The following is a 25,118-nucleotide window of genomic DNA, read 5'->3' as shown; positions in this document are numbered from 1 at the left end:
ACCAGCTGATCCGAACCGAATTGTTTACTGATGAGACCGAGCCATGCCCGACAACAATAATAAAGAGCTGACCCTCAGCGCCCCGCTCAGCGGCCCGGTGCTCACGCTCGCCAATGTTCCGGACCCGGTGTTCGCCAGCGGCGCGATGGGTGACGGGATCGCCATCGACCCGCTCAACGACACCCTCTACGCCCCGTGCGCCGGTGTGGTGATGCACATCGCCCGCACGGGTCACGCGATCACCTTGCGCGCCGACAACGGCGCCGAATTGCTCCTGCATTTGGGCCTCGACACTGTCGAATTGCAGGGCGAAGGCTTCGCGGTACTGGTCGAAGAAGGCGCGCGCGTCGCCAATGGCCAGGCGTTGTTGCGTTATGACGTGGACAAAGTTGCGCTGCAATGCAAAAGCCTCGTCAGCCTGCTGATCCTGACCAACAGCGAAGAATTTCAGGCGCGGCCAATCACCTTGAAATCGGTCAAGGTCGGCGACCCGCTGCTGCACATCGTGCGTCGGGTGACCCAAGAGGTGGCGAGCGAAATCGAGATCAGCGGGATCGAGGTTCACGGGCATATTCGAATCGCCCATCGCGGTGGTTTGCACGCTCGCCCGGCGGCGTTGATTCGGCAGACCGCGCAAGGTTTCCAGAGCAAATCGCAGCTGCATTTCTCCGGCAAATCGGCGTCCTGCGACAGCTTGATCGGGCTGATGAGCCTGGCGGTCGGCGAGCAGCAGGAAGTCAAAGTCAGCAGCCACGGCCCGGACGCGCAAGCCGCTTTGCAAGCCTTGCTGCAAGCGCTGTCCACCGCGCTGGCCGAAGACAGTCATGCGGCCGCCGCGCCCACGCCGATTACCGCCCCGCAGCGCCCGGCTGAAAAGGGTGTGCTGCACGGCGTTTGCGCCGCGCCGGGATTGGTCGCCGGGCCGCTGTTTCGGTTGAACGCGATCAGCTTGCCGGTCGATGCTGGCAATCACGATCCCGAGCAACAACGCCACGCCCTCGATGCCGCCCTGAGCCATGTGCGCAGCGATATCGAGCAGACCTTGGCGCTCGCCAGAAAACAGCGCAACACCGACGAACAAGCGATTTTCGCCGCGCATCTGGCGCTGCTCGAAGACCCGGCGCTGCTCGACGCTGCCGCGCAATCGATCACCTGTGGCAGCGCCGCGACCCACGCCTGGAGTGAGTCCATCGATGCGCAATGCGCGGTACTGCAACAGCTCGGCAGCCCATTATTAGCCGAGCGCGCCAACGATCTGCGCGACCTCAAGCAACGGGTGCTGCGCGCCTTGCTCGGGGAAACCTGGCACTACGAAATCCCCCACGGCGCGATTGTTGCCGCACATGAATTGACCCCGTCCGACTTGCTGCACCTGAGCCAGCAAGGCGTCGGCGGATTGTGCATGGCGGCGGGCGGCGCGACCTCGCACGTGGCGATTCTGGCGCGGGGCAAAGGTCTGCCGTGTCTGGTGGCGCTTAGTTCGGCGCTACTCGAACAGCAACAGGGCCAATCGGTGGTGCTGGATGCCGACGGCGGGCGCCTCGAACTGACGCCGAGCAGTCAACGCCTGGCCGAAGTGCAGCAAGCGCAACTCGAACAGCAGCAACGTCGCGCGTTGCAACAATCGCAAGCGCATGGCAACGCGTTGACCCTCGACGGCGTCCACATCGAAATCGCGGCGAATGTCGCGTCCAGCGCCGAAGCCGCCGATGCGCTGGCCAATGGCGCCGATGGCGTCGGCCTGCTGCGCACCGAGTTCCTCTTCGTCGATCGCCACACCGCGCCGGACCAACAGGAACAACGCCAGGCCTATCAAGCCGTGCTCGATGCGATGGGCGACAAACCGGTGATCATCCGCACCATCGACGTCGGCGGCGACAAGCAACTCGACTATCTGCCACTGCCCGCCGAAGCCAACCCGGTGCTGGGCCTGCGCGGTATTCGTCTGGCGCAGGTGCGCCCGGAATTGCTCGATCTACAACTGCGCGCGCTGCTCAGCGTCAGCCCTTTGTCACGCTGCCGGATCCTCTTGCCGATGGTCACCGAAGTCGACGAGTTGCTGCACATTCGCCAACGCCTCGACGCGCTGTGCGCCGAGCTGCAAGTGACCGAACGGCCCGAACTCGGCGTGATGATCGAAGTGCCGGCCGCCGCGTTGCTCGCCGAGCAACTGGCCGAACACGCGGACTTCTTGTCGATCGGCACCAACGATCTGTCGCAATACACCTTGGCCATGGACCGCGACCACGCTGGCCTCGCCTCGCGCGTCGATGCCTTGCACCCGGCGCTGCTGCGTCTGATTGCGCAGACCTGCGCCGGCGCGGCGGTGCATCAACGTTGGGTCGGGGTGTGCGGCGCGCTCGCGTCCGATCCGCTGGCCACGCCGGTGTTGATCGGTCTGGGGGTGCGCGAGTTGTCGGTGAGCCCGCTGCAGATCGGTGAAATCAAGGACCGCGTGCGCCACCTCGACGCCAGCGCCTGCCAACGCCTCAGCCATGACCTGCTGAAGTTGCGCAGCGCGGCGGCGGTGCGTCAGGCCTGCCAGCAACATTGGCCGCTGCGCTGAACAACAAAAAGAATCCACGGAGAACCGCCATGTACCAATACTTTATCGAAGGCTTGCAACGCCTCGGCCGCGCGCTGATGTTGCCGATTGCAATCCTGCCAATCGCCGGGCTGTTGCTGCGTCTGGGCGACACCGATCTGCTGAACATCGCGATCATCCATGACGCCGGCCAAGTGATTTTCGCCAACCTGGCGATGATCTTTGCCATCGGCATCGCCGTCGGGTTCGCCAAGGACAACAACGGCACCGCAGGCCTGGCCGGGGTGATCGGGTATCTGGTGATGATCTCCACGCTGAAGGTGCTGGACGCGAGCATCAACATGGGCATGCTCGCCGGGATCGTCAGCGGTTTGATGGCCGGCGCGCTGTACAACCGCTTCAAGGACATCAAGTTGCCGGAGTACCTGGCGTTCTTCGGCGGTCGGCGTTTTGTGCCGATTGTCACCGGGTTCGCGGCTGTCGGGTTGGGCGTGGTGTTCGGCTACATCTGGCCGCCGATCCAGCAAGGCATCAACAGCTTCGGCGCATTGATGATGGAAAGCGGCAGCTTCGGCGCGTTCGTGTTCGGCGTGTTCAACCGCTTGCTGATTGTCACCGGCCTGCACCACATCCTCAACAACATGGCGTGGTTCATCTTCGGCAGCTTCACCGACCCGGCCACCGGCGCCGTGGTCACCGGCGACCTGTCGCGCTACTTTGCCGGCGACCCGAAGGGCGGCCAGTTCATGACCGGGATGTTCCCGATGATGATCTTCGGCCTGCCCGCCGCGTGCCTGGCGATGTACCGCAACGCGTTGCCGGAACGCCGCAAAGTCATGGGCGGGATTTTCCTGTCGATGGCCCTGACCTCGTTTTTGACCGGGGTGACCGAGCCGATCGAATTCGCCTTCATGTTCCTCGCACCGATGCTTTATCTGCTGCACGCGCTGCTGACCGGGTTGTCGATGGCCGTGACCAACCTGCTCGACATTCACCTCGGGTTTACCTTCTCCGGCGGTTTCATCGACATGATTCTCGGCTGGGGCAAATCCACCAATGGCTGGCTGGTGCTACCGGTCGGGCTGGCTTACGCGGTGATCTATTACGTGGTGTTCGACTTCTGTATCCGCCGCTTCAATCTGAAGACGCCGGGCCGTGAAGACGTGGCGTCCGCCGAGAAAGTCCAGATCGCCGAAAATCAGCGCGCCGGAGCATACATCCAGGCCTTGGGCGGCGCGGCCAACCTGATCACAGTCGGCGCATGCACCACGCGGCTGCGCCTGGACATGGTTGATCGCAACCTGGCCAACGATGCCGAACTGAAAGCCTTGGGCGCGATGGCCGTGGTCCGCCCCGGCAAGGGCGGCAGTTTGCAAGTGGTGGTCGGGCCGATGGCGGACAGCATCGCCGATGAGATTCGCCTGGCGATGCCGGCGCTGGGCCGCGCAGTTATCGCCGCGCCGGTTGCCGCTGTCGAAACGGCAAAACCGCTGGCAATCGCCGAAGCACAGCAATGGTTGAAGGCGCTGGGCGGTGGCGACAATGTGCTGCAAATGGACTGCATCGCGATGACGCGGATTCGCCTGCAATTGGCGGATGGCGAGGCATTGTCGCAAGGCCAGTTGCAAGCGCTGGGCTGTCAGGGCGTGAGCCCATTGGGTGGCGGCGTCTGGCACTTGCTGATTGGCGACAAAGCGCCGAGTTTGAGCGGCGCCCTGCAGGTACTGGTCAACCGTAACGAGGTCAGCGCGAAAGTCTGATTGTGTGCAGCATCACTTCAATCCCAGCCGGGCAACTGTCAGAAATGCCAGTTGTCCAGTCGGCGTGTACATGACTAAGGTGACCCGAAGGGCAGCCGCTCTCATTGTTACGCAAGGACGGGATCACCATGGGCAGTTTGACGCAGCAACAATTGGAAAACGCCAGAGCGGATTTTCTCGAATACGACGCTAACGACAACGGGCGTGTCAGCGTTGAAGAATTCACTTTGGTAATGATCCAGTATTTATCTGCCGGGTCTGTCGAATCACTGCTCACCCTGGTCAATCGCGATGGCGATGATGAAATCAGTTGGGAAGAATTCCTCGCAGAATTCTATGGCTGACCGTCTACCCGCTTATTCGACCGTCGGATTCGCGCGAAAAAAGCGATAACTATGTACCGCCATCGCTGCGCTCGCCCGCTCCATGCTGAGGGTTATCCCACCCGCATGGAGCGTGCCGATGAGCACTTCAGCAACCCCCACACCTGCGCCGTCCTTTGAAGACATCAAGGGCTATCTGAACCAGATCGGCCATCAGTTGCTCAAGAGCGACACGCCGCTGTTGCCGCAACACCCGCCGTCTGCCGAGCAACGGTATCTGGACCGTCTGAACGGTATTTTGCGCACTCACCGTGAGCAATTTCTGCGCAAGTGCCGCGCGCATTATCAGGCGCTGGAGCACAGCGACTTGCACAGCGAGGCCGGCAAAAACCTGCTGGCGGCGCTGAAAATCTCGCTCGACAACACCCTGCTCGACCTCGACTTGCGCGAGAACATCGACGGCGAACCGGCGAAATCCTTCATGACGTTCGAAGGCGGTTTTACCGCGCTCGGTCATGAAGCGCGTTTGGCGGTGCAGGACCGCGTGTTGCACCCGCACATCGTCAGCCTGCTGGACAAATTGACGCTGGGGCCCGCGTTGCGCCCGGGTCTGTATGCGCTGCAATTCACTTATCAGGCAAACACCGTGGAACTGGCCGGGGCCTTCGTCGTTACCGAGAACAACACCCCGGTCGTCACCGATTTGCTCGACGCGCAGAGCGTTGGCCAAGTCCTGCTGTTTACGCTTTCCAGAGGCATCGAAGCGTTCGATTCGCTGACCGAACTCAACGCACATTTGCTGCACAGCATGCAGCACGCCAGCGCGTGCGATGAGTTCATGCGCAGGCTGCCGACGCGCTATCAGGCCTTGGACGTCGGCGGGATCTGGCCGTTGCAGTTGGCGGCCATTGACGACAAGCCATTGTTTGAACACCTCTACGACACGCTCATCGCCAAGCGCAGCAACGATATCGAGCGTGCCTTGAGTCTTGACGACAATCCGCAGCACGACTCGGCGGCATTGCTCAGCGCCCTCGACCTGGCGGTTACCGCCGCCCTGCCCGACCTCGGCGCGCGCCGCGAATTACACGCCCAGGCCCTGCTCGAACGCAGCCTGCGCCATAGCGCGCCGGACTGGTATCGCAGCGCCAGTGAAGCGCGCCGCGCCGAATTGGCGTTGCATCTGGCGCAGTACGATCTGGCGCGGCAACGCCTGCTGGACCTGCTCGGGCCGGCGGCAAACGTGCAAGCGCTGGCGCAGCATCAATGGCTGGAACGGCTCAGCGATGACCTGCAAATCGAAGATCTGCAACCGCAACACTTGCGCGTCGTCACCCGCCGCTACGTCGCCGGTTTTGGCGTTTATGAACATTCGCGCAACCTGATCGGACTGGCCTTGCGCGGCGCGCATACCGGCGACGAATTGCCCGGTTCGGCGTTTCTCGAGAAAACCACGCTCAGCTACCTCGACGCGCCGTTGCACGCCTCACACCAGGATCTGACGCCGGCGTGGCTTGCTGAACAACTGACAACCCTGCAACCGCGCGTCGACTTTGCGCAGGTACAGGCGCAACTGCAGGCGCGCGAACCGGTGCGCCTAGCCATCGAAGAACTGCTCGGGCGGCGCATCAATGCCTTGGCGTACAGCGCTTTTCTTCAAGGTCACCTGCGCGAAGACGATCTTGAACTGATCCAGCAACTGCGAGTCGGCGGCAATCGGCGACTGACGGCCTGCACGTTGTCGCTGCATGGCGCGCAACTTCAGGATCTGTGGCTGTTGCGCCTGGAAAACAGCAGCGGCGCGGTACAACGCTTGTTGCTGTGCCTGCCGGAAACACCGCAAGGCAGGCATTTTGTGGCGTTCGACAGCGAACTCGCTTGCCAGCTGCACATTCTCGGCTGGGCGCAAAACCACACGGGCAGCGGCATGGCTGACTACCTGATCCAGCGCCTGCCGCTGCGTTTTCGCCAGAGCATGCGCCAGTTTCTCGCGGGCCTGAGTTTCAAACCCGACGCCGACCAACACCAGGAAGTGCTGTTGAACACGCTCGGCAGCCACGCCGATTGCCTGAAAGCCATGGCCGAACATGTGCTGGCGACGCGCGTTGATGACTACGATTTCAGTACGCCGCTGTGGTATCGCTCGACCACTGCACTGAACCGGAAAAAACTCGCGACAGTGAATGAAGAGGCCGAAGGCATCCTGCGCACGTTCAACGACCACGCGGCGTCGGGCAGTGGTTTTCCAGACTTTGATGCGTATCTGCATGAGCAAGCCAAGAAAAGCCTGAACCTCCTGCTGAAGCGCCCCGCCAATGACGTCGATCCAGATACCGTGTGGGCGTTTTCGCCGCCCGCAATCATCGGCAACCTGACCCCGAAACCGCTGACGTACACCCAGTTGTATCGCGATGGTTACGCCGATGGCGTGGGGTTTCTCGATGAGAAATTCTCCCGCTCGGCACAATTCAAAGGCCCGCCGGGCGTCGACCTCAGCCTGCTGACGGCAGAAAACGTCGCGCGTTCGGTCACCGGGGTGTGGGTCGGTCAGCGCTACATCGATAAAGTCCGGGCGCAACTGCAAAGTCCCGAGAGCGCAGGATTTGCCTTGCGGCGCAACAGCACGCTGCTGATCACCCAGCGGCTGATGGCGGGCGCCGCGCTCGAATGTCACTTGCAAGGGCACATCACCGGCGTTGACCTGCAATGGCTGGAACTGGCGATTGCCAGCCTTGGCGATACGGCGGCGCAGACCCGTAACAACTACGCAGTGCACCGCTTGATGATCGACGGCGAATGGGTGATCGACACGTTTTTATTCAGCCACGCTAAAAATCCGCCGCTGCTCTACACCCCGCAGGCCCCCGACGGCATCACGTTTCGCGAGGCCCGGTTGTTCAATTACCTGCTGAAAAAACAGCCGGGCATGCTCGCCTATCTGAGTGAACGCGTCGGCGTCCAGGCGCAGTCACGGGTTCGCGGGTTTTTGCTCGCGGCGCAAACCCGACTGCCCGAGCAGTTGAACAAGACCAGCGTCAGCCCTGCGCGTTATGACCCGACGCGCAACGCGCCGGTGGTGCCCGACCTGCGACACGCGCTGTACAACATGAAGTTGCAGCGCAAGATCGACAACGTTAACGCAACCACGGTCAATCGCCACCAGATGATCAGCGGAATTATCTGGACCTGTGTCGAATGGGTCACCGCGATTGCCACCGCACCGTTTCCGATCCTCAGCTTGAGCGCTGGCCTGCTGCTGGCATTCAAGGACGCCATGCTCGCGCTGCACGCTTACAACCAGGGTGATACGTCGGCGGCGCTGGAGCATTTCGCCGGTTATCTGCTCAACAGCGCTGGCGCGTTATTCACCGACCTGCGCCCGGCGCTGCGTTCGCTCAAACCGCTCAAGCGTTCGCCGCGCCTGAGCACTGCCGGAGCAGAGCCGCAACGGGCGATGCAACTGATCAGCGCCCTGGAACCTGCGGCGCCGACAGCACTGGATCTGCGACCGGTGATTTTCGAAGGCCGGCGATTGTGGGCGCCGAAAACACCCGACGCGCTCGGTCGCTATTTGCTGTATCGCCTCGACGCGCACGGACAATGGCTTTCCACTGCACGCCTGGCGACACCGAACGCCCAGGGCCTGCTGGTGCGCAGCGGAGTTTCCGGTGGCGGGCCAAAGTTTGTTCCGGTGCCTGAAACCCCCGGCCCGCACACCGACTACGGAATGCCGCAGCAATACTGGGCACGGATCGAGCACGCCATGGATCCGCAAATGCGCGCCAAGTTGATCGAGCAAAGCGAGCAATATTTCGACACTCCTTTCGTAATGCTCCACAGCGCTGCCAAGGAACTGAGCAGTGCGCGCGTGGTGTACCTGCAAAAAGCCGATCGGCTGGCAATCGACGCGCAACGTTTTTTTGATGATCTGGCGCCGCTGCCGACGCGCGCCGACGCACCTGTCATCGAACCCGCGACGCCGTTTGCGCAACTGCTGGGCGGCGATGCGCTGGCCGGCAACAAGCCTCTGGTGATCGGCGCCGTGCCCGGCTCGATTGCCAGTAAACAGCTGTTGATTGCCAATCTGGATGCGTTGATCGACAACGGTTTCAAGCGGCTTTATCTGGAATTTATTCCCGGTGACGTCTTCCATCTGAAACTGCAAAACCTCAACCGGGGGAAATCCTGGCGCCACATCGAGCAGCATCTGAAAGCGATCGACAGCTCGTTGGGTTTCGCCCCGGACGCGCCCTATTCCTACCTCGCTTTGGTGCGCAAGGCGCGGGAAAAAGGCCTGCAGATTGGTGCGCTGGACGCCTCGACCTCTTATCAACTGGATGACGTGTTGCTGCTGGCCGAGGTCTCGCCGACCACGCCACGGGACAACAACGTGAGAAATTTCTACTCGCATCAGGTGATCGCCGCCGACATCGCCGACACTCCGCAGGATCGCTGGGTGGCGCTGGTCGAACCCACTCGTCTGACCACCTACGCCGAAACACCGGGCCTCGCCGACCTGTTCGACGCGGTCGCGCTGCGCGTTGAGGACGTCGCAGCCGATCAACCCGCCGGCATCTGGGCCGACACGGCGGGCGAGACGCTGGCCAAGGCCGACTACCGCATGACGTTGCCCACCGCGTACAAGGCGCCCGCGCCCGTGGCACCGATCAGCGTCACAGCCGTGGCGCGCACTGAGCATTTCAGCGAATTCGACATTTCACCGTCACTGCGCGAACGCGTCGCGCGTCTGCGTGATGAACCGCATGGCCTCGATAGCCGCTACGCACCGATGAGCGCGGACCGTAACGAAACTTTCTTCGAATTCATCCGCCTGCGCTCCAGCCTGAAAACCCGCGCCGAACAGTTCTTTACCGATTACTCGGCGCTCGCCCGGTCTGAGCTGCCAGTGATAACCACAAGCACAACCCCCGAATCGTTTATCAAACAGATCGGCGACAGTCGCTTGCCAGGCCTGGTGATCGGCGAAGCGCATGCGCATGAGTCGAGCAAGGCGCTGCTCCGAAAACAGATGAAGAAGATCAAGGACGCCGGGTTCAAAACGCTCTACGTCGAGCACTTGCTGACCGATCTGCACCAGGCCGAACTGGATGTGTTTCATCAGACCCAATGGCTGGCGCCGAAACTCAAGGCTTACCTGAAATACCTCGATTCCGGGCACATGGGGCCGTTCTACGACGGGCCGAATACGTTCTCGCAAGTGGTTCAGGCCGCTGGCAAATATGGCCTGCGCGTGCGTGCTCTCGACTGCACGGCCAGTTATCACCTCAAAGGGATCAGCGATCCGAATACCTCGCGCAACATGATGTTCAGCTACTTTGCCTCGCGCGTCATCGAAGCCGATCAACTGGCGCGGGGCCCGCACAAATGGCTCGCCTTCGTCGGCAATGCGCACGGCAACAACAACCTTGGCGTGCCAGGGCTGGCGGAAATGCTCGGCACCGTGAGCCTGCAGGTCCGCGACGTCGCGCCGACGCTGAGTAAAGGCATCCACCGTGGTTACTGGGAAACCGACCCCGCGACACTGGCGACGAGGGCACTGCGCAGCGACTTCAAACTGGAGGTCGGCACCGTCGGCATGGCCACGCCTGCGCGCATTATCTCGGTGAGCCGCAGTCGATTGACCCGGCCGGGGCATTACCTGATCGAGCGCCGCTCCCCCGCAGAGACCTTTCTGGTGCATTCATCGAGAACCGAGGGAATCGTCGCAACGCCCATCGAGATTGATGACAACGGGCTGTTTTTTATCAATCGCTGGGGTAAACAAGCGCAGCGGTTCAAGTACCTCAACGAGCTGTGCGGCATGCTTGAATCGGAGGTGCCACTGACGCCGGCTCCTTGAGCAGAGCACTTGAACCAGGCATAAAAAAACCCGCTGGGCTTGATGGCCCAACGGGTTCTTTGTAACAACAGTGAGCAGATCAGAAATCTTCCAGCCGCCACACTTCATACGCCGGCGTCTCGTAGGGATGGCTGAGTTTCAGCGCGGCGACCACGGCCACGATCAACTCATCCGCCACGACCAACTCGACTTTCCATTCCTCAACCTGTTCGACCTGCCCTGCTTCACCAATAAACGGCTGACTGCCGTCCAGTGGGCGAAACTGGCCGAGGCCCAACACCTGCCATGCGCAATGATCATAAGCGCCGATCCGACCGCCACCGGCAGCGAATACGGCGCTCTTGACCTGTTCCACATGACTGGCCGGAACGAAAAAACAGAGTTTGTACACGGTTATCAGTTAACCCACACGCGAGCGTTACGGAACATACGCATCCAAGGTGCGTCTTCGTTCCAGTCTTCCGAACGCCACGAGTTCTGCACGGCGCGGAACACACGTTCCGGGTGCGGCATCATGATCGTCACGCGACCGTCGCGGCTGGTCAAACCAGTGATCCCGCGCGGCGAACCGTTCGGGTTGGCCGGGTACTTCTCGGTGACCTTGCCGTGGTTGTCGACGAAACGCATCGCCACACAACCCGACAGATCGGCTTCAAGCAACGCTTCTTCGCTGGCGAATTCGGCATGCCCTTCACCGTGCGCGATGGCGATCGGCATGCGCGAACCGGCCATGCCTTGCAGGAAGATCGAGTTCGACTCCTGGACCTGGACCATCGCCACGCGCGCTTCGAACTGCTCGGAACGGTTGCGCACGAAGTGCGGCCAGAACTCGCTGCCCGGGATCAGCTCGTGCAGGTTGGACATCATCTGGCAACCGTTGCACACGCCGAGGGTGAAGCTGTCATTACGTTCGAAGAAACCCTGGAACGCATCGCGGGCGCGGCTGTTGAACAGTGCCGATTTGGCCCAGCCTTCGCCGGCGCCGAGGACGTCGCCGTAGGAGAAACCGCCGCAAGCGACCAGACCTTTGAACTCGTTCAGGTCGACACGGCCAGCGAGAATGTCGCTCATGTGCACGTCGATCGCGTTGAAACCGGCGCGGTCGAAGGCTGCCGCCATTTCCACCTGACCGTTGACGCCCTGCTCACGCAGTACGGCAACCTGTGGGCGAATGTTTTTCTTGATGTACGGCGCGGCGACGTCGTGGTTGACGTCGTAGCTGAGCTTGACGCTCAGGCCCGGGTTGTCTTCTTCCAGCAGCACGTCGAACTCTTGTTCGGCGCAGTCGGCGTTGTCACGCAGACGCTGGATCTGGTAGCTGGTTTCCGCCCACTGACGTTGCAGCAGACGACGCTGGCCTTCGAAGATGGTTTCGCCGTTGAAGGTGATGTTGATCTGGCCGTTGTTCATCGGCTGACCGATCACCGACACGCAGTCGCCCAGACCGGCAGCGCTGAACTGCGCGAGGATATCCGGGGTGGCGTCCTGACGAACCTGGATCACCGCACCGAGTTCCTCGTTGAACAGGATCGCGGCGATGTCGGCGGAAGTTTCCGCCAGACCGTCGAGGTTCAGGCTCAGACCGCAGTGACCGGCGAAGGCCATTTCCACGGTGCTGGTCAGCAGACCACCGTCGGAACGGTCGTGGTACGCCAGCAAGTGACCGTCGGCGTTGAGGCCCTGAATCACCGCGAAGAAGGCTTTGAGGTCTTCGGCATCATCGACGTCTGGTGCTTTCGAGCCGAGCTTGCCGTGAACCTGGGCAAGAATCGAGGCGCCCATGCGGTTCTGGCCACGGCCCAGGTCGATCAGGATCAGGTCGGTGGTGCCTTTGTCCATGCGCAGTTCCGGGGTCAGCGTCTGACGGATGTCAGCCACTGGCGCGAAACCGGTGACGATCAGCGACATCGGCGAAGTGACGGTTTTGTCGACGCCTTCGTCGTTCCAGCGCGTGGCCATGGACATCGAGTCCTTGCCCACCGGAATGGTGATACCGAGGTCCGGGCACAGTTCCATGCCGACCGCTTTCACGGTGTCGTACAGACGCGCGTCTTCGCCCGGATGGCCGGCGGCGGACATCCAGTTCGCCGACAGTTTGATGTCGGAGATCTTGTTGATGCGCGACGCGGCAATGTTGGTCAGGGTTTCGCCGATGGCCATGCGGCCCGACGCCGGAGCGTCCAGCAGCGCCAGCGGAGTACGCTCGCCCATGGCCATGGCTTCACCGGTATAAACGTCGAAACTGGTGGCGGTGACGGCAACGTCAGCCACCGGCACCTGCCACGGGCCGACCATTTGGTCACGGGCCACGAGACCGGTGATGGTGCGGTCGCCGATGGTGATCAGGAAGCTTTTGCTGGCCACGGCCGGGTGATGCAAAACGCGCTCGACGCAGTCTGCGATTTCCAGCGTGCTTGGATCGAAATCGTCGCCCAGTTCGTTTTCACGAACGGCCGAACGGTGCATGCGCGGGGCTTTGCCCAGCAGCACTTCGAGCGGCATGTCCACCGGGCTGTTGCCGAAATGGCTGTCGGTCACGGTCAGTTGCGGTTCGGCAGTGGCTTCGCCGACCACGGCAAACGGGCAACGCTCGCGCTCGCAGATCGCCTGGAAGCGTTCGAAGTCGGCCGGGCCGACCGCCAGGACGTAACGTTCCTGAGATTCGTTACTCCAGATTTCGTGCGGGGCCATGCCCGGCTCGTCGTTTGGAATGTTGCGCAGTTCGAAGCGACCGCCACGGTTGCCGTCGTTGACCAGTTCCGGGAAGGCATTGGACAGACCGCCCGCGCCGACGTCGTGGATGAAGCTGATCGGGTTGTGTTCACCCAACTGCCAGCAACGGTCGATGACTTCCTGGCAGCGGCGTTCCATTTCCGGGTTTTCGCGTTGTACCGAAGCGAAGTCGAGATCCGCCGAGCTGGTGCCGGTGGCCATCGAGGAAGCCGCGCCGCCGCCCAGACCGATCAACATCGCCGGGCCGCCGAGCACGATCAGCTTCGAGCCAACGGTGATTTCGCCTTTCTGTACGTGTTCGGCACGGATGTTACCCATGCCGCCGGCCAGCATGATCGGCTTGTGGTAACCGCGAACTTCGTCGCCACGCGGGGTGGTGATCGACTGTTCGAAGGTACGGAAATAACCGGTCAGGGCTGGACGACCGAATTCGTTGTTGAACGCGGCGCCACCCAGTGGGCCTTCGATCATGATGTCCAGCGCGGTAACGATGCGCTCGGGTTTGCCGTAAGGCACTTCCCACGGCTGTTCGAAACCCGGAATCTGCAGGTTGGACACGGTGAAACCGGTGAGGCCAGCCTTGGGCTTGGCGCCGCGACCGGTTGCACCTTCGTCGCGAATCTCGCCGCCACTGCCGGTCGATGCGCCGGGGAACGGGGCAATCGCAGTCGGGTGGTTGTGCGTTTCGACTTTCATCAGGATGTGCACCGGCTCCTGCACCGCGCCGTACTGGCGGGTTTCAGGGTCCGGGAAGAAACGGCCGGCAACGTTGCCGACGATCACCGAGGCGTTGTCCTTATAAGCCGACAAAACACCTTCGCTGTGCATCACGTAGGTGTTCTTGATCATGCCGAACAGGCTTTTTTCCTGGCTCTGGCCGTCGATGTCCCAACTGGCGTTGAAGATCTTGTGACGGCAGTGCTCAGAGTTGGCCTGGGCGAACATCATCAGTTCGATGTCGTGCGGGTTACGCTTGAGGCCGATGAAGGCGTTGACCAGATAGTCGATTTCGTCTTCAGCGAGGGCCAGGCCCAGCTCGGTGTTGGCTTTTTCCAGCGCGGCGCGGCCGCCACCCAACACGTCGATCGCGGTCAGCGGTTTCGGCTCGGCGTGGCTGAACAGGCCGGCGGCCTGTTCGAGGTTGCCGAGGACGATCTGGGTCATGCGGTCGTGCAGCACATCGGCGATCAACTGGGCTTCGGCGTCGCTGAACTGGCCGGCCACGTAGAACGCGATGCCGCGCTCCAGGCGCTGGATCTTGCTCAGGCCGCAGTTGCGGGCGATGTCGCTCGCTTTACTGGACCACGGCGAAATAGTGCCGAAACGCGGCAACACCAGGAACAGACGGCCGGTCGGTTCTTGCACCGGGACACTTGGGCCGTACTTCAGAAGGCGCGCAAGCACCTGCTGTTCGTCGCCGGTCAGGTCACCGGTAACTTCGGCGAAGTGAGCGAATTCAGCATACAAGCCGCTGACAGCCGAAACTTTCTGGCTCAGTTGCTCAAGGAGTTTGCTGTGGCGAAAGGCAGAAAGGGCAGGAGCGCCGCGCAGGATCAACATCTTCGGGACAGCCTCGGGAAGGGGTGTGCTTTGAGGCCGTGCATTCTAGCCTAAACCGCCCGCGACATCACCCGAAACGGTACGCGCGGCCGTACCCGAACGTCGGGGCGCTTGGCTGCGCCGGCAAACGGCACAAATCGGCGCTTATTTTTTCTGTGACAAAATGCGCTGCACGCCCATTCCTGCGGGCTCGCGAGCAGTTTTGCGGCGCCTAGCAGACATGCCCTGCGCTGTCGAGATATGGCGGCCGTGGTCCTTTGCGTATACTGCGCAGATGTTTTCCCCAACGGCTTTGCGTCCGCGGTACGCCAAATGGCTGATCGCAACCGGACTCTTCCTGATGCTCAGTGGCTGTGTTGATAAACCCAACACGCTGGAGCGCGTAAAGGAGGACGGTGTGCTGCGGGTGGTTACCCGCAACAGCCCCGCCACCTACTTCCAGGATCGTAACGGTGAAACCGGCTTCGAATACGAGCTGGTGAAGCGCTTTGCCGAAGATCTGGGGGTCGAGCTAAAAATCGAGACCGCCGACAACCTCGACGACTTGTTCACTCAAGTCGGCAAGCCGAACGGCCCAGTGCTCGCGGCGGCCGGCCTGGTCAGCAGCGAACAGCGCAAAAAGCAGGTGCGCTTCTCCCACTCCTACCTCGAAGTCACCCCACAGGTGATCTACCGCAACGGCCAGTCGCGGCCGACGGATGCTGGCGATCTGGTCGGCAAGAAGATCATGGTGCTCAAGGGCAGCACCCACGCCGAGCAACTGGCGGAGCTGAAAAAGAAATATCCCGGCATTGAATACGAAGAGTCCGACGCGGTTGAAGTGGTCGACCTGCTGCGAATGGTCGATGAAGGGCAGATTGACCTGACGCTGGTCGATTCCAACGAAGTGGCGATGAACCAGGTCTACTTCCCGAAGATTCAGGTGGCCTTCGACCTCGGTGACGCGAGCAACCAGAGCTGGGCCGTGGCGCCCGGCGAAGACAACAGCCTGCTCAACGAGATCAACGCCTACCTCGACAAGGTGCAGAAAAACGGCACCCTGCAACGTCTGAAGGACCGGTATTACGGCCACGTCGATGTCCTCGGCTACATGGGCGCCACCACGTTCGCCCAGCATTTGCAGCAGCGTCTGCCGAAATACGAACAGCACTTCAAGAACTACGCGAAGAAAGAGAAAGTCGATTGGCGCCTGCTGGCGGCGGTCGGTTATCAGGAATCGTTATGGCAAGCGGCAGTCACCTCGAAAACCGGCGTGCGCGGCTTGATGATGCTGACCCAGAACACCGCGCAAGCGATGGGTGTGTCAAATCGCCTCGATCCAAAGCAAAGCATCATGGGCGGCGCCAAGTACCTGGCTTACATGAAGGACCAACTGGACGATTCGATCCAGGAACCGGACCGCACCTGGTTCGCCCTGGCGGCCTACAACGTCGGCAGCGGTCACCTGGATGACGCGCGCAAACTGGCGGCGAAGGAAGGTTTGAACCCGGACAAGTGGCTGGACGTGAAGAAGATTCTGCCGCGCCTGTCGGAGAAGAAGTGGTACAGCAAGACCCGCTACGGTTATGCGCGCGGCGGCGAGCCGGTGCACTTTGTGGCGAACATTCGCCGCTATTACGACATCCTGACCTGGGTCACGCAGCCGCAGCTTGAGGGTGATCAGGTCGCCGAAGGCAACCTGCACGTGCCGGGGATCGACAAGTCCAAGCCGAATCAGGAAACCCCGCCGCTCTGACAGTCATCACAAACCAATGTAGGAGTGAGCCTGCTCGCGATAGCGCAGTGTCAGTCGACATTAACGTTGACTGACACTGCGCTATCGCGAGCAGGCTCACTCCTACAGTTGTTTTGTGTTCGGTTTAAGCTTTTGCGGCGGCCGCGAGGATCAGCGCTTTCATCTCGGCGACCGCCGACTTGAACCCGACAAACAACGCATGCGCCACCAACGCGTGGCCGATGTTCAGTTCGTTGATGCCTTTGATCGCTGCCACGGCTTCGACGTTGTGATAATGCAAACCGTGGCCAGCGTTGACGATCAGCCCCTGGGCCAGGCCAAACGCCACACCATCGGCGACACGCTGCAATTCTTCCGCGACATCGGTTGGCGTTTCGGCATCGGCGTAACGGCCGGTGTGCAGCTCGATGGCCGGCGCACCGACACGCTTCGACGCCGCAATCTGGCGCTCATCGGCATCGATGAACAGCGACACTTCGCAACCAATCTTCGCCAGGCGATCCACCGCAGCCTTGATCCGCGCTTCCTGCCCCGCCACATCCAGCCCACCCTCGGTGGTCAGTTCCTGACGAGTTTCCGGCACCAGGCAAATGTGCGCCGGGCGGATGTGCTCGGCGAACGCCAGCATTTCTTCGGTGACGCCCATTTCGAAATTCATGCGGGTTTGCAGCACATCCTTGAGCAGCAACACGTCGCGTTCCTGAATGTGCCGACGGTCTTCACGCAAATGCACAGTGATGCCATCGGCGCCCGCCTCTTCCGCGTCCAGCGCCGCTTTGACCGGGTCCGGGTAACGCGTGCCGCGGGCCTGACGCAGGGTGGCGACGTGGTCGATGTTGACGCCAAGAAGAATGCGATTGCTGGTGGTCACGGAAGCGCTCCTGAATTTAAAGATTCGGCGCACAGCATACGGGGAGACTACGGCTTGCGAAACAGTTCGCGACTGACCAGCGGACGACCGCCCAAATGCACCGCGAGTGCCTGACGCATCAGGCGCTTGGCGGCGGACAAGGCACCGGGGGCGGTCCAGTCAGCCTCGGACATGGCGAGCAATTCGGTGCCGTTGAACAGGCCGGGTTGCAGCAGATAAACCCGCTCCAGCCCCGCATCCACCTGCAAGCGATAGAGCCCGTCGGGCGCAACCGCGTCGCCATGAATATCGGTGCTGAGGGCGAAGCCGTAACCGAGATCGTCGAGCAAGCGCCATTCGAACGAACGCAGCAACGGCTCCAGCGGCCGACCTTCGGCCAGCGCCAGCAGTGTCGCGGCGTAGTGATCGAACACGCCGGGGTGCGGGTCTTCGGACGGCAACAGACGAATCAGCAGTTCGTTGAGATAGAGCCCGCTGAACAGCGCTTCGCCGACAAGCCAGGTCGATGTCCCTGAGCTCTCCATGCGCCCGACATTCTTCAGCTCGCCGCGCCCACGAAACTCCACTTCCAGCGGCACGAACGGCCGCGCCAACGTCCCGGCCTTGCCCCGCGCACTGCGCAACACCGCCCGCAGCCGACCTTGCGGCGTGAGGAAATCCACCAGCGCACTGCTTTCGCGGTAGGCGCGGGAGTGGAGCACGTAGGCGAGTTGGCCGATGGGGACATGAGACATGGAAGTCAGTTTCTCAATGAGTCAGCACAGATTTTTAAACCACCCAAAACCACTGTGGGAGCGAGCCTGCTCGCGATGAGGGACTGACATTCAACATTGAGATTGACTGTCAGACCGCTATCGCGAGCAGGCTCACTCCCACAGGGTACTTCGGTGTATCAGGAGCCGGTTTACAAATCGCCATAACCCAGCGAACGCAGGGCGCGCTCGTCGTCGGACCAGCCACCTTTCACTTTCACCCACAGGTTGAGCATGATCTTGGAGTCGAACAGCAGCTCCATGTCCTTGCGCGCTTCGGTGCCGATGCGTTTGATGCGCTCGCCCTTGTCGCCAATGATGATCTTCTTCTGGCCGTCACGTTCGACGAGGATCAGCGCATGAATGTGCAGGGTTTTACCCTGCTGCTTGAACTCTTCGATTTCGACGGTGATCTGGTACGGCAGCTCGGCGCCCATCTGGCGCATGATTTTCTCGCGCACCAGTTCGGCGGCGAGGAAGCGGCTGCTGCGGTCGGTGATCTGGTCTTCCGGGAAGAAGTGCTCGTTCTCCGGCAGGTAACCGGCGATCACCCGTTCCAGCGCTTCGAGGTTGTGCCCGTGCTGGGCCGAGATCGGCATGATCTGCGCGTTTGGCAGCTGTTCCTGCAACCAGCTCAGGTGCGGCATCAGCTCGGCTTTGTCTTCGATGCGGTCGGTCTTGTTCAGCGCGACGATCAGCGGGCCGGTCACGTACTGGACGCGTTCGAGGACCATCTGGTCTTCGTCGGTCCACTTGGTGCGGTCAACCACGAAGATCACCACGTCGACGTCTTTCAACGCGGCCGAAGCGGTCTTGTTCATGTAGCGGTTCAGCGCTTTCTCGCCACCCTTGTGCATGCCCGGGGTATCAACGTAGACGGCTTGAACGGCGCCTTCAGTCTTGATGCCCAGCATGTTGTGGCGAGTGGTTTGCGGCTTGCGCGAGGTGATCGCCAGCTTCTGACCCAGAATATGGTTCAGCAGCGTGGACTTGCCCACGTTGGGACGGCCGACGATGGCAACATAGCCACAGCGAGTTGCAGTTGTATCAGTCATTGCCATTCTCCACACCCAGGGCAATCAGTGCTGCGGCGGCCGCTACCTGTTCGGCAATACGACGACTCACACCCTGACCTCGGCTTTTTTCATTCAGTAAGGTGATTTCGCATTCGACGAAGAAAACTCGGCAATGCGGCTCACCCTGGATATCCACCACTTCGTAACGTGGCAGCTCACAGCCCCGCGATTGCAGGAATTCCTGCAGACGGGTTTTTGGATCTTTGTTGGTGTCGACCAGGGTCAGCCCCTCGAACTCACCGGTCAGCCAGGCCAGCACGCGCTCGCGCGTCATGTCCATGCCGGCGTCCAGGTAGATCGCACCGATCAGCGCTTCGAGGGCATCGGCCAGAATCGATTCGCGACGGAAACCGCCACTCTTCAATTCACCCGAACCCAAGCGCAAGTAATCGCCCAGATCAAACCCACGGGCCAGTACGGCCAGGGTCTCACCTTTCACCAGGCGCGCGCGCAAACGCGACAACTGGCCTTCGCGCGCCAACGGGAAGCGATCGAACAGCGCCTCGCCCGCGACGAAGTTGAGGATGGCATCACCGAGGAATTCCAGGCGTTCATTGTTACGCCCGGCAAAACTGCGGTGAGTCAGGGCCAGAATCATCAGTTCCTGGTCCTTGAAGGTGTAGCCGAGCTGACGCTCTAGACGACTTAAGGAGGCGCTCACGGTTTACCCACGCTGAGTTCGTGGTTGGATTCCACCGCCATCGCCGTGATGCGGCGCAGGCCTGGGACAATTAACGCTGTGTTCAAAAATTACGTCCTGAATATCAGTGTTTTCATGCTGCTGGCGCCGATTGTGGCGGCTCCAGAAATGCATTCGGCGCTGTGTTCAACAGCGCCGTGGAGTGATTACTTGATCAGGCCAACCCGCGAGAAATTCGGCAGGTGGCTGAGTTTGGGTTCTGGCCAGCTCATCCAGACTGCGAAGGCCTTGCCGACAATGTTCTTGTCGGGAACCATGCCCAGCAGATCTTTCGGAATGCTCGGATCATCCCAATAGCGACTGTCGTTAGAGTTGTCGCGGTTGTCGCCCATCATGAAGTAATGGCCGGCAGGCACGGTCCAGCTATGGTCCGGCGTGGCGCGGTAGCGGCTCATTTCCTTGCGGATCAAGTGCTCTGCTGCGCCGAGTTTTTCTTCGTAGAGTTCAGCGCTGCCCAACGTACCCGGCTCGGTGCCGACCAGTTGTTCGGCGATCGACTCGCCATTGACGAACAAACGCTTGTCGGCGGTGTAGCGAATCTGGTCGCCCGGCAGGCCGACTACACGCTTGATGTAGTTGACGTTCGGGTCGCTCGGATAGCGGAACACCATCACATCGCCGCGCTGCGGATCACCGACTTCGATGACTTTCTTGTCGATCACCGGCAGGCGGATCCCGTAAGAAAACTTGTTCACCAAAATGAAGTCGCCGACGTCCAGGGTCGGTTTCATCGAGCCGGACGGAATCTGGAACGGTTCCACCAGGAACGAACGCAGCACCAGCACGATGAACAACACCGGGAAGAACGACTTGCCGTATTCAACCAGCAGCGGCTCTTTGTTCAGTTTCTCGACCACCACCACATCCGGCTGGCTGACGCTGCCCTGATAGGAGGAAATGGCGGCACGCCGACGCGGCGCCAGGAAAACCAGATCGAGCAACGCCAACAGGCCGCAGACGAACACGGCGATGACCAGCAACAGCGGGAAATTTAGTGACATAGGACCTAACTATCCAACCTGAGCACTGCAAGGAAGGCTTCTTGTGGAATTTCCACGTTGCCGACTTGCTTCATGCGTTTTTTACCGGCCTTCTGCTTCTCGAGCAGTTTCTTCTTACGGCTAACGTCACCGCCGTAGCATTTGGCCAATACGTTCTTTCTGAGTGCCTTGACGGAGGTCCGCGCAATGATCTGCCCGCCAATGGCGGCCTGGATCGCGACGTCGAACATCTGGCGCGGAATCAGTTCTTTCATCTTCTCGGTCAACTGGCGACCTTTGTAGTGCGCGTTATCCTTGTGCACGATCAGCGCCAGGGCATCGACCTTGTCACCGTTGATCAACACATCCAGTTTCACCAGATTAGCTGATTGATAACGATCGAAATGGTAGTCCAGCGAAGCATAGCCGCGACTGGTCGATTTCAGACGATCGAAGAAGTCGAGGACCACTTCGTTCATCGGCAAATCGTAAGTCACTTGGACCTGCGAACCGAGGAACAGCATGTCGTGTTGAACGCCACGCTTTTCGATGCACAGGGTAATGACGTTGCCCAGGTGCTCTTGCGGCACAAGAATATTGGCCCGCACGATCGGCTCGCGCATGTCTTCGATCGAAGACAGGTCTGGAAGCTTCGACGGGTTATCGACGTAAATCGTTTCACCGGTTTTCAGCAGCAGCTCGAAGATTACCGTCGGCGCCGTGGTGATCAGGTCCAGGTCGTACTCGCGCTCAAGGCGCTCCTGGATGATCTCCATGTGCAGCATGCCGAGGAACCCGCAACGGAAACCGAAGCCCAGGGCGTCGGAGCTTTCCGGGGTGTACTGCAGCGACGAGTCGTTGAGCGTGAGCTTTTGCAGGGCTTCACGGAAATCTTCGAAGTCGTCGGAGCTGACCGGGAACAGACCGGCGTAAACCTGCGGCTGAATGCGTTTGAAGCCGGGCAGCACGTCAACGTCGGGGGTCGAGCTCAAGGTCAGGGTGTCACCTACTGGCGCACCGTGAATGTCCTTGATACCGGCAATGATGAAGCCCACTTCGCCGGCCTTCAGGTCAACGGTGGCAGTGTGTTTCGGGTTGAAGACACCGACGCTGTCCACGAGGTGGATCTTGCCGGTGGATTTGACGAGGATCTTGTCGCCCTTCTTCACACGACCGTGACGCACGCGAACCAGGGAAACAACGCCCAGGTAGTTGTCGAACCAGGAATCGATGATCAACGCTTGCAGCGGATCTTCGTAGTTGCCGGTTGGCGCGGGAATGGTGTGAACCAGGCGCTCGAGTACTTCATCGACGCCCAGGCCAGTCTTGGCGCTGCACTCGACGGCATCAGTGGCGTCGATGCCAATGATCTTCTCGATTTCTTCTTTGACGCGGTCCGGATCGGCCTGTGGCAGGTCGATCTTGTTCAGCACCGGCATGACTTCCAGGCCCTGCTCGATTGCCGTGTAGCAGTTGGCAACCGATTGCGCCTCAACGCCCTGACCGGCATCGACCACCAGCAACGCACCTTCACACGCCGCCAGCGAACGGCTGACTTCGTAGGTGAAGTCGACGTGGCCGGGGGTGTCAATGAAGTTCAGCTGGTACTTGATGCCATCGCGGGCGGTGTAATAAAGAGTGACGCTATGGGCCTTGATGGTGATCCCGCGTTCACGTTCCAGGTCCATGGAGTCGAGGACCTGTGCTTCCATTTCGCGCTCGGCAAGGCCGCCACACATCTGGATAAAGCGGTCGGCCAGCGTCGACTTGCCATGGTCAATGTGGGCGATGATGGAGAAATTGCGGATATGACTCAAATCACTCACGGATCAACACTCAAAAAGGCTGCAGGCATAGCCCGCCGAAAAATAGCCGGGAATTGTACCTGATCCTCGGCGCAAGCGTCACGTTCACAGGTCAGACGGCGAATACAAAAACGCCCCGGTCTTGCGACAAGGGCGTTTTTGAGCAACTGGCAAGGTCAGGAAAACCCCGGAATCAACCGGCCCGACGCAGCAACCAGACCCCGGCGAGGCCACACACCGTGGCCGGCACCAGCACCGCAAACAGCGGCGAGAAACCGAACACCAGGCTCGAAGGCCCGAGCAAATCCTGGACGATACGGAAGGTGAAGCCCACCAGCACACCGGTAAAAACGCGCTGGCCGAGGGTCACCGAACGCAGCGGCCCGAAGATGAAGGAGATTGCCATCAGCACCAGCGCTGCGGTCACCAACGGCTGCAACACCTTGACCCAAAACGCCAGCCAGTAACGGCCGTTGGCCAGGCCCTGGTCCGACAGGTAATGGATGTAACCCCACAAACCGCTGATCGACAGCGACTCGGGCGCCATCACCACAGTGCTGAGCAATTGCGGGCTCAACGCCACTTCCCAGCGTTCGACTGGCGCGTTGACCACTTCGGTGTTCCTTTCATGGAACAGCGTGGTCGTGACTTCGCTCAACTGCCAGTGATCGGTGTCGAACTCCGCACGTTTGGCGAAGCTCGCCGAGAGCATGTTGCGTTCTTTGTCGAAGTGATAACGGGTCACGCCGTACAGCAAGCCGTTCGGCTGCACCGAGTTGACGTGAATGAACTCGTCGCCCTGGCGGTGCCACAGACCGTGCCGGGCACTTTGTGCATCACCACTGCCCTGGGCCAGCGAGCGTTTGGCTTGCGCGGCAACTTCGGTGGCCGGCGCCACGTATTCGCCGATCAATACGCCAGCGATCATCAGCACCAGCATCGGTTTCATGACCGCCCAGACGATCCGCCCGATCGACACGCCAGCGGCGCGCATGATCGTCAGTTCGCTGTTGCTGGCCAGACTGCCGAGGCCGATCAGGCAACCGATCAGCGCGGCCATCGGCAACATGTCATACATGCGCCGTGGCGCGGTCAGCAGCACGTAGACCAGCACATCGACCAAGGTGTAGGTGTCGCTGGCGTCGCCCATTTCGTCGATGAAGGCAAACAAGGTCGCCAGACCGAGGATGATCCCCAAAACCGCGAGGATCGCCACGAAAACGCTGCTACCAATGTAGCGATCGAGCTTAACCACGAGCCACCTCCCGCGCATCGCGGCGACTGGCCAGTTTCAGGCGCATCGGCTCCCAGTAAAGCAGGATCAGGCCGATGACGAGGAATATCCCGTGCACCCACCACAAGCCCAGCGCAGGCGGGATCTTGCCTTTTTCGAGGGCGCCGCGAGCGGCAATGAGGATGGTCAGGTAACCCATATAAAGAAGAATCGCCGGGAGCAGCTTGAGGAAACGGCCCTGACGCGGGTTGACGCGCGACAGCGGCACCGCCATCAGGGTCACGATAAACACCAGCAACGGCAGGGACAGCCGCCATTGCAGCTCGGTACGCGCGCGGATGTCATCACTGCCGACCAGCGACAGAGTGGGCATGGCATCGCGGTCGGTGACTTCTTCACTGACATCCGGCTTGGGCAGCAGCACGCCGTATTCGTCGTACTTGATCTTGCGGTAGTCGGCCTGCCCCGGGTTACCGTCGTAGCGGAAGCCGTTTTCCAGAATCAGGTAACGATTGCCGTCAGGCCGGATTTCCTGGCGCCCCTTCTCGGCCACCAGCACGGAAATCCCGCGTTCCTTTTTGTCAGAGGAAAAGTTTTTCTGCGAGATAAACACGCCGCCCAGATTGACTCGGTCATCGGTCAGGGTTTCGGTGTAGGTCACCCGCGTACCGTCGCGCAGCGCCTGGAAGCGCCCCGGCTCGAGGGTATCGAATTCGGTCAGCGCGTCCTGCTTGTTCAGCAGCAACTGGAACTGATTGGCACCCTGCGGCGCCAGGCTCAGGCTCAGCCACGCCACCACCAGCGCGACCAGCGTCGCCGGAAACAGGGTGATACGAAACAGCCGTTGCTGGCTCATGCCGGTGGCCGACAGCACGGTCATTTCGCTTTCCAGGTACAAGCGCCCGTAGGACAACAGGATCCCGAGGAACAGCCCCAATGGCAGGATCAGCTGCAGGAAACCCGGCAGGCGAAACCCCATGATCAGGAACAGTGAACCCGGATCCAGTTGGCCGGAGGCCGCCTGCGCGAGGTATTTGATGAAGCGACCGCTCATGATGATGACCAGCAGCACGGCGCTCACGGCGCTCAAGGTCAACAGGACTTCGCGGGACAGATAACGGAAGACGATCAAACCAGACACTCCAGGGTTGTCAGGCTAAGGCGGCCAAACAAACAAACGTAGC

Annotated in this window: 15 protein-coding genes; 5 read left to right on the top strand and 10 right to left on the bottom strand. The window is 60.9% G+C overall.

The window, feature by feature from the left end; genetic code table 11:
- Window positions 1–43 precede the first annotated feature (43 nt).
- The 4 genes from ptsP (at window position 44) to FBY12_RS08625 (ending at window position 10,488) form a co-directional block, all read left to right on the top strand.
- On the top strand, window positions 44–2,566 hold the full coding sequence (ptsP, locus tag FBY12_RS08640; RefSeq protein ID WP_145252616.1) for a phosphoenolpyruvate--protein phosphotransferase: 2,523 nt from the start codon (window positions 44–46) through the stop codon (window positions 2,564–2,566).
- Between the two features lie 29 nt (window positions 2,567–2,595).
- Window positions 2,596–4,305, top strand: a complete 1,710-nt coding sequence (nagE, locus tag FBY12_RS08635) for an N-acetylglucosamine-specific PTS transporter subunit IIBC (protein ID WP_145252615.1) — start codon at window positions 2,596–2,598, stop codon at window positions 4,303–4,305.
- A gap of 128 nt (window positions 4,306–4,433) precedes the next feature.
- Window positions 4,434–4,649, top strand: coding sequence for an EF-hand domain-containing protein (locus tag FBY12_RS08630; RefSeq protein ID WP_121733022.1), 216 nt, complete (start codon window positions 4,434–4,436; stop codon window positions 4,647–4,649).
- A 118-nt stretch (window positions 4,650–4,767) separates the two neighbouring features.
- A complete protein-coding gene (locus FBY12_RS08625) occupies window positions 4,768–10,488 on the top strand; it encodes a membrane-targeted effector domain-containing toxin (RefSeq protein WP_145252614.1) in 5,721 nt (1,906 codons plus the stop codon).
- Between the two features lie 79 nt (window positions 10,489–10,567).
- Here the strand turns inward: FBY12_RS08625 and FBY12_RS08620 are convergent, their stop codons facing one another.
- Window positions 10,568–10,879, bottom strand: a complete 312-nt coding sequence (locus FBY12_RS08620) for a YqfO family protein (RefSeq protein WP_121733021.1) — start codon at window positions 10,877–10,879, stop codon at window positions 10,568–10,570.
- A gap of 5 nt (window positions 10,880–10,884) precedes the next feature.
- The gene (gene purL, locus FBY12_RS08615; protein WP_121733020.1) at window positions 10,885–14,781 is read right to left on the bottom strand and encodes a phosphoribosylformylglycinamidine synthase; all 3,897 of its coding nucleotides are present in this window, start codon (window positions 14,779–14,781) and stop codon (window positions 10,885–10,887) included.
- A 274-nt stretch (window positions 14,782–15,055) separates the two neighbouring features.
- On the opposite strand from purL, the gene mltF reads away from it, so the two are divergent.
- Entirely contained in the window at window positions 15,056–16,516 is a 1,461-nt protein-coding gene (mltF, locus tag FBY12_RS08610; RefSeq protein ID WP_145252613.1) for a membrane-bound lytic murein transglycosylase MltF, read from the top strand.
- 124 nt (window positions 16,517–16,640) lie between these two features.
- Here the strand turns inward: mltF and pdxJ are convergent, their stop codons facing one another.
- The 8 genes from pdxJ to lptF all read right to left on the bottom strand — a co-directional run bounded on the left by pdxJ (window position 16,641) and on the right by lptF (window position 25,066).
- Complete coding sequence (pdxJ, locus tag FBY12_RS08605; RefSeq protein ID WP_121733018.1) at window positions 16,641–17,387, bottom strand: pyridoxine 5'-phosphate synthase; 747 nt, start codon at window positions 17,385–17,387, stop codon at window positions 16,641–16,643.
- Between the two features lie 47 nt (window positions 17,388–17,434).
- Entirely contained in the window at window positions 17,435–18,121 is a 687-nt protein-coding gene (gene recO / locus FBY12_RS08600) for a DNA repair protein RecO (protein ID WP_145252612.1), read from the bottom strand.
- Window positions 18,122–18,291: 170 nt separating this feature from the next.
- Entirely contained in the window at window positions 18,292–19,194 is a 903-nt protein-coding gene (gene era / locus FBY12_RS08595) for a GTPase Era (protein WP_092272866.1), read from the bottom strand.
- Entirely contained in the window at window positions 19,187–19,876 is a 690-nt protein-coding gene (gene rnc / locus FBY12_RS08590; protein ID WP_145252611.1) for a ribonuclease III, read from the bottom strand. The genes era and rnc overlap by 8 nt, the downstream gene beginning before the upstream one ends.
- A gap of 185 nt (window positions 19,877–20,061) precedes the next feature.
- On the bottom strand, window positions 20,062–20,916 hold the full coding sequence (lepB, locus tag FBY12_RS08585; protein WP_121733016.1) for a signal peptidase I: 855 nt from the start codon (window positions 20,914–20,916) through the stop codon (window positions 20,062–20,064).
- A gap of 5 nt (window positions 20,917–20,921) precedes the next feature.
- A complete protein-coding gene (lepA, locus tag FBY12_RS08580; protein ID WP_092272875.1) occupies window positions 20,922–22,721 on the bottom strand; it encodes a translation elongation factor 4 in 1,800 nt (599 codons plus the stop codon).
- Window positions 22,722–22,893: 172 nt separating this feature from the next.
- Window positions 22,894–23,955 carry an LPS export ABC transporter permease LptG gene (gene lptG, locus FBY12_RS08575; RefSeq protein ID WP_145252610.1) on the bottom strand — a complete coding sequence of 354 codons (1,062 nt, stop codon included), beginning with the start codon at window positions 23,953–23,955 and terminating at the stop codon, window positions 22,894–22,896.
- A complete protein-coding gene (gene lptF / locus FBY12_RS08570; RefSeq protein ID WP_121733014.1) occupies window positions 23,948–25,066 on the bottom strand; it encodes an LPS export ABC transporter permease LptF in 1,119 nt (372 codons plus the stop codon). The genes lptG and lptF overlap by 8 nt, the downstream gene beginning before the upstream one ends.
- Window positions 25,067–25,118: the final 52 nt, after the last annotated feature.

The organism is Pseudomonas sp. SJZ131 (genome assembly GCF_007828705.1).
In the GTDB taxonomy this organism is placed as follows: Bacteria; Pseudomonadota; Gammaproteobacteria; order Pseudomonadales; family Pseudomonadaceae; genus Aquipseudomonas; species Aquipseudomonas prosekii.
This window is presented reverse-complemented; position numbering and strand designations above follow the sequence as displayed.

What these genes read in the sequence shown, in the direction of transcription:
- FBY12_RS08630 (WP_121733022.1), top strand. Translation starts at nt 4,434, where the DNA reads ATGGGCAGTTTGACGCAGCAACAATTGGAAAACGCCAGAGCGGATTTT.
- recO (WP_145252612.1), bottom strand. Translation starts at nt 18,121, where the DNA reads ATGTCTCATGTCCCCATCGGCCAACTCGCCTACGTGCTCCACTCCCGC.
- mltF (WP_145252613.1), top strand. Translation starts at nt 15,056, where the DNA reads ATGTTTTCCCCAACGGCTTTGCGTCCGCGGTACGCCAAATGGCTGATC.
- era (WP_092272866.1), bottom strand. Translation starts at nt 19,194, where the DNA reads ATGACTGATACAACTGCAACTCGCTGTGGCTATGTTGCCATCGTCGGC.
- purL (WP_121733020.1), bottom strand. Translation starts at nt 14,781, where the DNA reads ATGTTGATCCTGCGCGGCGCTCCTGCCCTTTCTGCCTTTCGCCACAGC.
- lepB (WP_121733016.1), bottom strand. Translation starts at nt 20,916, where the DNA reads ATGTCACTAAATTTCCCGCTGTTGCTGGTCATCGCCGTGTTCGTCTGC.
- nagE (WP_145252615.1), top strand. Translation starts at nt 2,596, where the DNA reads ATGTACCAATACTTTATCGAAGGCTTGCAACGCCTCGGCCGCGCGCTG.
- ptsP (WP_145252616.1), top strand. Translation starts at nt 44, where the DNA reads ATGCCCGACAACAATAATAAAGAGCTGACCCTCAGCGCCCCGCTCAGC.
- FBY12_RS08625 (WP_145252614.1), top strand. Translation starts at nt 4,768, where the DNA reads ATGAGCACTTCAGCAACCCCCACACCTGCGCCGTCCTTTGAAGACATC.